The sequence below is a fragment of the Arcicella gelida genome, from assembly GCF_034931025.1.
Lineage (GTDB): Bacteria > Bacteroidota > Bacteroidia > Cytophagales > Spirosomataceae > Arcicella > Arcicella gelida.
The window spans coordinates 21,281-29,543 of record NZ_JAYGIL010000047.1 but is presented as its reverse complement, the minus strand read 5'-3'; the positions used below and the strand labels follow the sequence as shown (position 1 = coordinate 29,543).

Here is an 8,263-nt window from a genome sequence, read left to right as displayed (position 1 = left end):
AGTCAAATAAAATTGTATTTTTTTAATAAATCACCGTAAGTGAAATGAAAAATCCACCCAGAATATGAGTGGATTTTATTCTAAATCAATATCGAAAAACAATTTTCAAGGGAAGCCTCTTTAATCCTTTCAGGATTATTGTTTTTCCCTACAATGAAGATAAAGAAATTGAAAGTTGAGACACTGGCAACGGCAGTAGTTTTTTATGAGGTCTGCCAATGTGTTAAAAGTGCATTTCTGCATATTATGAACCGCTTTATCATACTTTGCACTTAATAAGCTATTCCATTACTTTGCTTTCTCTGGGGAAATTCAGTTTAAACCCTTCTTTTTCAAAAGACGAAGCTTGAAACGCTTCAAAATCTTTTTTAACATAAATATCTCTATGTATTTTTTGATAAAGATTAATAGCGACTTGTTTGGTATCAAGTTTCGATTCTTTGAAAAATTTCCAAAATAATTGGTCAAACTCATTGGATTGTAGAAGACTAATATTGTCCAGTATACATCTTAAAGACACCATATTGAATGCGGAATGCTGATTTATCATTTCAACACCTACTACTTCAGAAAAGCAGATATAAACTTTCCATTTTATCACTTCATTAGAAGGACGTTGTTCAGGGGAAAGATATTTATCACTTAAAGTTAATTCAATTTCAATTGTTGATTTGAGTAAATGAAAATCAACATCTGAAAGTGTAATTTCTGCCAGAACAATTTGGATAGCCGAAATATATTCTTCAGCTACTGATATAACTTCATGTGTATTATCAAAGCTAATTTTCCAAAGACTTCCCAATGCATGGAAAGAAATAGTTCTTGTTTTTCCAATATCATTGAGTGGGAAATCATCAATATGATTTTCTATCGCCTGATTATATCTTTCATAAGATTGTAATTCCTTATTAAATTCAGCTTGAATTGGTATTATAATATCATTTCCTATATAATCTAAAAGAGAAAGATAACTTTCAATTAGATACTTGAATTGATTTGAGCTTCTTCCCATTACATACAACATAAATGCTATATTTTGAATAGCCTCATGCTCTCTTTCTTCATCTGCTTTATCAAAATTGGTATCTAAGCTTAGCCGGATATATTTCCCATAAATACTTAATGCGTTAAACCAAGAACCCTGTAAATAATCTGAATAAGCAAGCAGAGAAAAACTGTTTTCTACTCTTTTGATGAGCTGCTTATTAACACTAATACGAAATGCTGCTAAGGCATAATTTTTAGAGGCAAAGTGCATTCCTACAGAATTGTAGAGTTGTGCAATATTCAACAAGGCTAGTACAAAGCCTTCAATAGTATCTTCCTGTAAGTAGTTATCTTTAGCTTTATGAAAGTTGTCTAATGCCTTAAGTAGATTTTTAGGAACTGAGGTATTAAGGTAGTTATAACCTCTTTTCACTTGCAATTGAGCAAGCTTTACTTTTCCTTCTCTGACTCCTACCAATGGAGATAGTTTTTCAAAAAAATCTTCTAACGCAACTATGATACCCATTTCGTCACTGGGGTCTATATTTAGCTGCATTTTAATATACTTTTCAATTCTATCTCCAAATTGAGATAGTTTGAAAAGAGGAGCTTGCTCAGCTATGATTAAAATCTCATCAAAATATAGTCTAAATTCAATGTTACTCTTTTCTCGCAGTCTGTTTATCTCTAAAAGGAAAGTACCTTTTTGTTCAAGCAAACTACACTTTTCACTAATGTCACTTTCAATCAATAACTTTTGATTAATCTTCCTGTAAAGTGTTACAAACCATTTCCTCAATTCGTCAATGCTAATTAATGCTTTTCCTTCGTCCGAGGCAATAAATACCAAATTGATAATATTATGAGCGTTTTCTATATCTACAGCAGTCTTAAAAATCGTGAAGTCGCTAAAGTAATATTGAATTTCTTCTTCAAATCCCAATAAACTTCCATCAGGACGTTGACGACTATCCAAATTTTCATAATCGACCTCATAAAACTCAAGATTAAGGAAGACTATTTCATAAATAGCCTTTCTTCTAAATAATGGATTTATTTGTGTGTTTCTAGCGTAGTAAATGAGGAAAGGATTCCAAAGGTTTTTATGTTTGTGCAAATACTTTTTTCTTCGACAATAGTTTACCATGTCTAAAATTTCGTAATACTCTCCAATTCTAAATTGATTTATAGAATCAATAGTTTTATAATAGTCATACTTCCTTGAATACCATTTATCACTATCGCTTCCTATTGAGAGCAGACTTTGTTCTAATTGGTCATAAGTTAATTTTCGTTCCTCTCCATGCTTTTCGTTAATCACCCCAAAAACGTTATCAAGCAATACCCCTAAAATTTGGGTAGAATTGTTATTTGTAGTTTCGTAGGGCAATTTTTGTATCAGAGACTCTATGTTTGCTCTTGTGGAAGAAAACTCATCATCAGGAGAAGTCCCTATAAATTTCCACTTTATCATCTTAGTAAATTCCTCCCAAAATGAGTGTTCTAATTGTTCAAATACTTCTAAAGCTTCTTTTAGAGCATCTTTATCTTTTAATGCATTCTTTTGCTCTTCGATATATTCATTTATTATATCTTTTACTTTTTGGGAATACTTTGTGAGTTTTTCTGCATCTAACTGTTCTTGATTCTCAAACCATTCTCTTAGCAAATCAGCATCATTATCCAAGTATTTTTTAGCAATATTAGTATTGGTTTCGAAAATATACTCTTTTGCAAAATCATTGTAGTCTGATTTCACATGAAGGGTAAAAAAATGACAGATACACTTTTTAATTTCTTCGCTTGAGAATGAAAAGTTACTGGAGTAGAGTTTTATTTGACGAAAAGTAAGTTTTTGTTCCAAAAGATTTCTTTGAAAAATATCTTCTTCAAATTCACAGTAGATATCCTCTTTATTATCGCTTAGGAAATTACTAATCCAAGTTTCAAGAGTCTTTAATGTTTGATAATTATAGCCTCGTTGTGATGCAAAGGCATCAGTGTCTTTTGAAAATATAAAAAGTTTATTTATTTCCATTTTGCTATTTTAAAGTCTTTTTTGATAGTCATCAAGGTTTATAACCAATTTCATAATCATATAGTCTTTTGAATTATTAATTTTAATCTTCAACTGGTCGTTGGTTTCCCTATACTTCAAAAGTAAAGAAAGAGCGTCTCGCTTACAAATGACTCAATAGTCCAGAGGCAACAATTTACAATAAATAAAGATTAGTGTCGAAAAGAGTATATTACGTCACCATTTTCTGTTGAACGATGATGTAAAAATGGTGAAGCGTCACCATTTTCTGTTGAACGATGACGTAAAAATGGTGAAGCGTCACTGTTTTTTATTGAACGTTGATGTAAAAATGATGAAGAGCCACCATTTTTTATTGAACGATGATGTAAAAATGGTGAAGCGTCACTATTTTTTATTGAACGTTGATGTAAAAATGATGAAGTGTCACCATTTTTTATTGAACGTTGATATAAAAATGGTGAAGTGCCACTATTTTTTGTTGAATGATGATGTAAAAATGGTGAAGTGCCACCATTTTTTGTTGAATGATGATATAAAAATGATGAAGAATCACCATTTTTTGTTAATCGTACATTACTAAAAGATGAGCTTCAATAACAGTAATTCATTCTCTTGATTAGGGAAAGAATACAATCCTTCTTGGTGCAGACCAATTTTTTCTAAAAGCTTTTTTGAATTTGTATTTTCAGGTTTTGTAATGCCATAAACTACGGGTAGTTCTAATGTTTCTTTGGCATGAGTAATCGTGGCACTGGCAATTTCAAAGCCGTAACCTTTACCCATGTATTCTGGCAAAAAAGCAAAGCCAATATCAGGAAAATCAAGATTATCTCTTTTAATCAATCCACACATACCAATCGGGGTCAAATCGTCTTTGGTCGCTACCAAACTTAAACCATAGCCATTTTCAGCATAGCTTTTCATGGGGCCGTTTAATAAGTAGGCTTTTGCATCTTCTTCGGTATGCACGTTTTTGTCGCCAATAAAGGCTAACCAACCTTCGCTGTTTAATAATTGAATGATAAATTGAGTATCGTCAAGATTGTATTCACGCAAGATGAGTCTTTCGGTTGTTAGTATTTTATTCATGTTGAAGGGAAGGAATTGATTGAAGTTCAAAAGTAGTTGATAAACAATATACCTCGCACTTTCAAGGAGAAAAATGTAGGACAGATAAAAAGCGTCACAGCTTGTGTAAATATTTCCTGTAGATAAAAGAAGATGGTGAAGTCAAAAAGATTTTAGGTAGTAAAAAATTGGTCGTCATTTTTCTTAAAGCCGTAAGGGCAATGTTTACATCCATTTTTGCAACAATAACCTCTTTTTAAATGATAGGTAGCTGTAAAAACCATAAAACCATTTTCATTTAAGTAATAGTCTTCTGGAGTTAAGCCATTTCTGGTGTTTTCTTTATGTTTACTGGTTTTCTTCATGGTATTTTAATCAACCCTCAATTTTGTAAAATGTTCAATACTTTGTAAATTTGAACTATGCCTATTCAAAAAAAGAATAGCGTATCTTCAAACATGAATGATTTTTATCCTAAATACCAACGTTCAGCGATAGGCTTCAACAAGCATATCAGCAACCGTGTGTTTACGACAAGCTCATTGTATGGTCACTTCTGTAAAATTCATCGTATTCTTTCAGTGTTTGTACTAATTCTGTACGTAATTGGTTTGTCTGGATTGAATGATTGAGAAATTGCTACTTGTTTATTTACCCAAATTTTTAGATTCAGGCGTCAGCATTTGATGAAATTCCGCTGTTTGAGCGGAGCGAGTTTCGGAATTTCTTGATTTTCTTTTGTTACTTTTCTTTCATCAAGGAAAGAAAAGTAAGGTCTATTAAAGTAAAGAAATTGTTTTTGGGTTTAAATAGAACAAAGTTTTAAATGATAAAACTAACATTAATTTTAAGTTGTGTGGAAACGGAGAGATTCGAACTCTCACTCATTCACAATTCATTCAATCACAATTCCAACAATGACAGCAGCATTATCAAGTGCATCGGCATCAGAAAAAGCCATGCAATTAGAAAACCGTTTCGGAGCACACAATTATCATCCAATGCCAGTAGTCCTTCAAAAAGGCGAAGGCGTATTCGTTTGGGATGTAGAAAATAAAAGATATTTTGATTTCCTTTCAGCTTACAGTGCCGTAAATCAAGGACACTGTCACCCAAAAATTGTTCAAGCCTTGGTTGAACAAGCACACAAACTTACACTTACTTCTCGTGCATTTTACAGTGACCAGTTAGGTATTTGTGAAAAATTCCTTTGTGAATACTTCGGTTACGACAAAGTATTGATGATGAACTCAGGCGTAGAAGGAGGGGAGACTGCCCTGAAACTTACCCGTAAATGGGCTTATAAAGTAAAAGGTATTCCACAAAACCAAGCCAAAACGGTTTATGCCGCAGGTAATTTCTGGGGAAGAACATTAGCTGCAATTTCTTCTTCAACCGACCCATCAAGCTATGCTGATTATGGTCCACTTATGCCGGGTTATGAAATCATACCTTATAATGATTTAGATGCTTTAGCCGAGATTTTGAAAGACCCAAATGTAGCAGGTTTTATGGTTGAACCAATTCAAGGCGAAGCAGGAGTAGTAGTGCCAGACGAAGGTTATTTGAAAAAAGCCTATGAAATGTGTCGTGCGAAAAATGTATTATTCATTGCTGATGAAGTACAAACAGGCATTGCCCGTACAGGAAAACGTTTGGCTTGTGATTATGAAGATTTTCAGCCAGATATTTTAATTTTAGGAAAAGCACTTTCTGGTGGTACTTATCCAGTTTCAGCGGTTTTTTGTAGAGATGAAATTATGCTTACCATCAAGCCAGGCGAGCATGGTTCTACTTATGGAGGAAATCCATTAGCTTGTGCCGTTGCGATGGCAGCTTTGTCGGTAGTGAAAGAAGAAAACTTAGCTGAAAATGCTATGAAAATGGGAGAGTTGTTTCGTGAGAGAATGACAACGTTAATTGCTCAACGTCCAGATTTAATCAGATTGGTCAGAGGAAAAGGTTTATTAAATGCCATCGAAATCAATACAGACGAAGAAAGTGAAACGGCTTGGAATCTATGCGTTGCCTTTAAAGAAAATGGACTATTAGCTAAACCAACACATGGAAACAAAATTCGTTTTGCTCCACCTTTGGTTATCACAGAAGCACAAATGAATGAAGCTTGTGATATTATTGAAAAAGTAGTACTGAACTGGGAATTATAAAAATAGGCTCGCCGAATTTCGGTGAGCCTATTTTTATCTAGTAATTTCTCTTCTTAATCTACTTAATGACTGCGGTGTAATACCTAAATAATTGGCTAAGTAAATTTGTGGCGTTCGCCTGATGAGTTCAGGTTTTGTTTTTGATAATATTTCATAACGCTCTTTGGCTGTTTCAGAGATAAAAGAACGAACCCTCATTTCTTGTAAAACAGTATAATTTTCATAAATTATTCTACCAAGACGTTCCCACTTCGGGGATTGAGCATAGAGGAAATGCAAATTTACTTTTGTAATGACGCATAAATCACAATCCTCAATTGCTTGGATGTATTCAGAACTTGGTAAGTCTAAAGAGTATGAAGTGGTATTTGAAAAGATTTGATTTTCAATGGTAAGGTCGAAGGTAATGTCAACTTTTTCTTTGATAAAATAAGAACGTACCATGCCTTTGTTGATAAAAGCAACGTCAGCATTATATTCTCCTTCTTTTACCCAAAACTCTCCTTTTTTCAGTATGATGTCAGTAAAATAGGGTTGAGCTAAATCAAGATCTTCATCAGAAAAATCAACGTACTTTCGCACGAAGGTTATTAAATTATCTCTCATGTCGATGTGGTTGTATCTTTTTATATTTTGTTTTGGATAAAATCAAACAATAAACTTTGATATAGAATAATTGTTCAATGTAAATGAAATAAATTCAGGTGATAAAGACGAGCTATGGGGCTGGAGTACCTGAGATTTATTCAATCGTTTGTTTTGACATAAATATCTTCATAAAGTCACATCAAAAACCATAATAAAATGTTGCAATATGTAATTAATGCTTTTGACGGAAGTGATGCAGAAGCACTAGACCGTAGAATGACAGCTCGCCCATATCATTTGGAATGTGTTAGAAAATTGAAAGAGAACGGGAATTTTTTGATAGGAGGAGCAATTTTGAATGAATCAGGACAAATGATAGGTTCAACCATGATTGTTCAATTCGAAACAGAAACGGCATTTCAAGATTGGTTGAATAACGACCCTTACAGCACAATGGGTGTTTGGCAGCAAATAGAAGTACATCCTTTCAGAGTAGCCAATGTGTAAACGGAAGGGTAGGGAGTTCTCTATCCTTTCTTAAATAATTGAGCGATTTTAGAAAGAGGCTTCATCCATAAAGTGTACCAGTGTGGCTTTAAATTATTGATTCTCCATGCTCTTCTGTCTTCCATATTTGCCCTGTAGCGATGTTTTAAAGAGGCTGTACTTGTCCCTCCATTACGCATAGTAGTAAGTGTTAGCGGTAAGTAATGTGTTGAAAGTTTATTTTTATAAAGCATTCTTAACATCAATTCATAATCACCAGAACAAGTAAAATCGGTAATATAATCGCCGTACTTTTCAAAAGCTGATTTTTTTAAATAGAAAGAAAGGTGTGGGGGCATCCAGCCATTCAACCAGTTTTCTCTTGAATACTCGCCTGCTTTCCAATAGCGAACGATTGTATGTATGTCGTCTGGATTGATAAATTGTATATCACCATAAACGGCGTCTGCTTGAGATGTAATGAAAGCTTTTGCTACTTCACTAATTACTTGATTGTTAGGGTAAAAATCATCGCCGCCAATCGTGCCGATAGCATCACCAGTTGCCAGTTTCAATCCTTTGTTCATGGCATCATAAATTCCTTTGTCAGGTTCTGAAATAAATTTTATTTTATCTCCAAATGACTTTAAAATTTCTACCGTACCATCTTTTGAGGCACCGTCAACCACGATATACTCAAGTGCTGGGTAATCTTGTGCTAAAACACTTTCAATGGTTTGGCGAATAGTGGCAGCGCTATTAAAAGAAACAGTAATGATAGAAATTTTCATAAAGAGCTATTTTGCTAAGATTACAAAGATAGGGATAATTTTATTCGTCAAAAAAATCAACGAAATGTTCAACCTTTTCTAAGGATAAATCAGCGACAAGAAATGAGGAGAAAAATTCAAAAAAGGAACATACA

Annotated in this window: 9 protein-coding genes; 4 read left to right on the top strand and 5 right to left on the bottom strand. The window is 33.5% G+C overall.

Annotation, left to right across the window (positions count from 1 at the left end):
- Positions 1 to 280: 280 nt before the first annotated feature.
- A complete protein-coding gene (locus tag VB776_RS23425; RefSeq protein ID WP_323699274.1) occupies positions 281 to 3,025 on the bottom strand; it encodes a hypothetical protein in 2,745 nt (914 codons plus the stop codon).
- 247 nt (positions 3,026 to 3,272) lie between these two features.
- Here VB776_RS23425 and VB776_RS23420 point away from each other — a divergent pair, with 247 nt between their 5' ends.
- Positions 3,273 to 3,608, top strand: coding sequence for a hypothetical protein (locus VB776_RS23420; RefSeq protein WP_323699273.1), 336 nt, complete (start codon positions 3,273 to 3,275; stop codon positions 3,606 to 3,608).
- Here the strand turns inward: VB776_RS23420 and VB776_RS23415 are convergent.
- Together VB776_RS23415 and VB776_RS23410 are read right to left on the bottom strand one after the other, a co-directional pair.
- Positions 3,605 to 4,117: a GNAT family N-acetyltransferase gene (locus VB776_RS23415; protein WP_323699272.1), complete on the bottom strand. Its 513-nt coding sequence runs from the start codon at positions 4,115 to 4,117 to the stop codon at positions 3,605 to 3,607. The genes VB776_RS23420 and VB776_RS23415 overlap by 4 nt on opposite strands.
- A 152-nt stretch (positions 4,118 to 4,269) precedes the next feature.
- Complete coding sequence (locus tag VB776_RS23410; protein WP_323699271.1) at positions 4,270 to 4,461, bottom strand: DUF5522 domain-containing protein; 192 nt, start codon at positions 4,459 to 4,461, stop codon at positions 4,270 to 4,272.
- Between the two features lie 57 nt (positions 4,462 to 4,518).
- On the opposite strand from VB776_RS23410, the gene VB776_RS23405 reads away from it, so the two are divergent.
- Both VB776_RS23405 and rocD read left to right on the top strand, forming a co-directional pair.
- Entirely contained in the window at positions 4,519 to 4,728 is a 210-nt protein-coding gene (locus tag VB776_RS23405; RefSeq protein WP_323699270.1) for a hypothetical protein, read from the top strand.
- A 285-nt stretch (positions 4,729 to 5,013) separates the two neighbouring features.
- A complete protein-coding gene (gene rocD, locus VB776_RS23400; RefSeq protein ID WP_323699269.1) occupies positions 5,014 to 6,264 on the top strand; it encodes an ornithine--oxo-acid transaminase in 1,251 nt (416 codons plus the stop codon).
- Between the two features lie 33 nt (positions 6,265 to 6,297).
- Here rocD and VB776_RS23395 read toward each other — a convergent pair whose 3' ends face one another.
- A complete protein-coding gene (locus tag VB776_RS23395; protein WP_323699268.1) occupies positions 6,298 to 6,870 on the bottom strand; it encodes a Crp/Fnr family transcriptional regulator in 573 nt (190 codons plus the stop codon).
- A gap of 198 nt (positions 6,871 to 7,068) precedes the next feature.
- On the opposite strand from VB776_RS23395, the gene VB776_RS23390 reads away from it, so the two are divergent.
- Positions 7,069 to 7,359, top strand: coding sequence for a YciI family protein (locus tag VB776_RS23390; protein ID WP_323699267.1), 291 nt, complete (start codon positions 7,069 to 7,071; stop codon positions 7,357 to 7,359).
- 20 nt (positions 7,360 to 7,379) lie between these two features.
- On the opposite strand, the gene VB776_RS23385 is transcribed toward VB776_RS23390, so the two are convergent.
- Entirely contained in the window at positions 7,380 to 8,129 is a 750-nt protein-coding gene (locus VB776_RS23385; protein WP_323699266.1) for a glycosyltransferase family 2 protein, read from the bottom strand.
- Positions 8,130 to 8,263 lie beyond the last annotated feature (134 nt).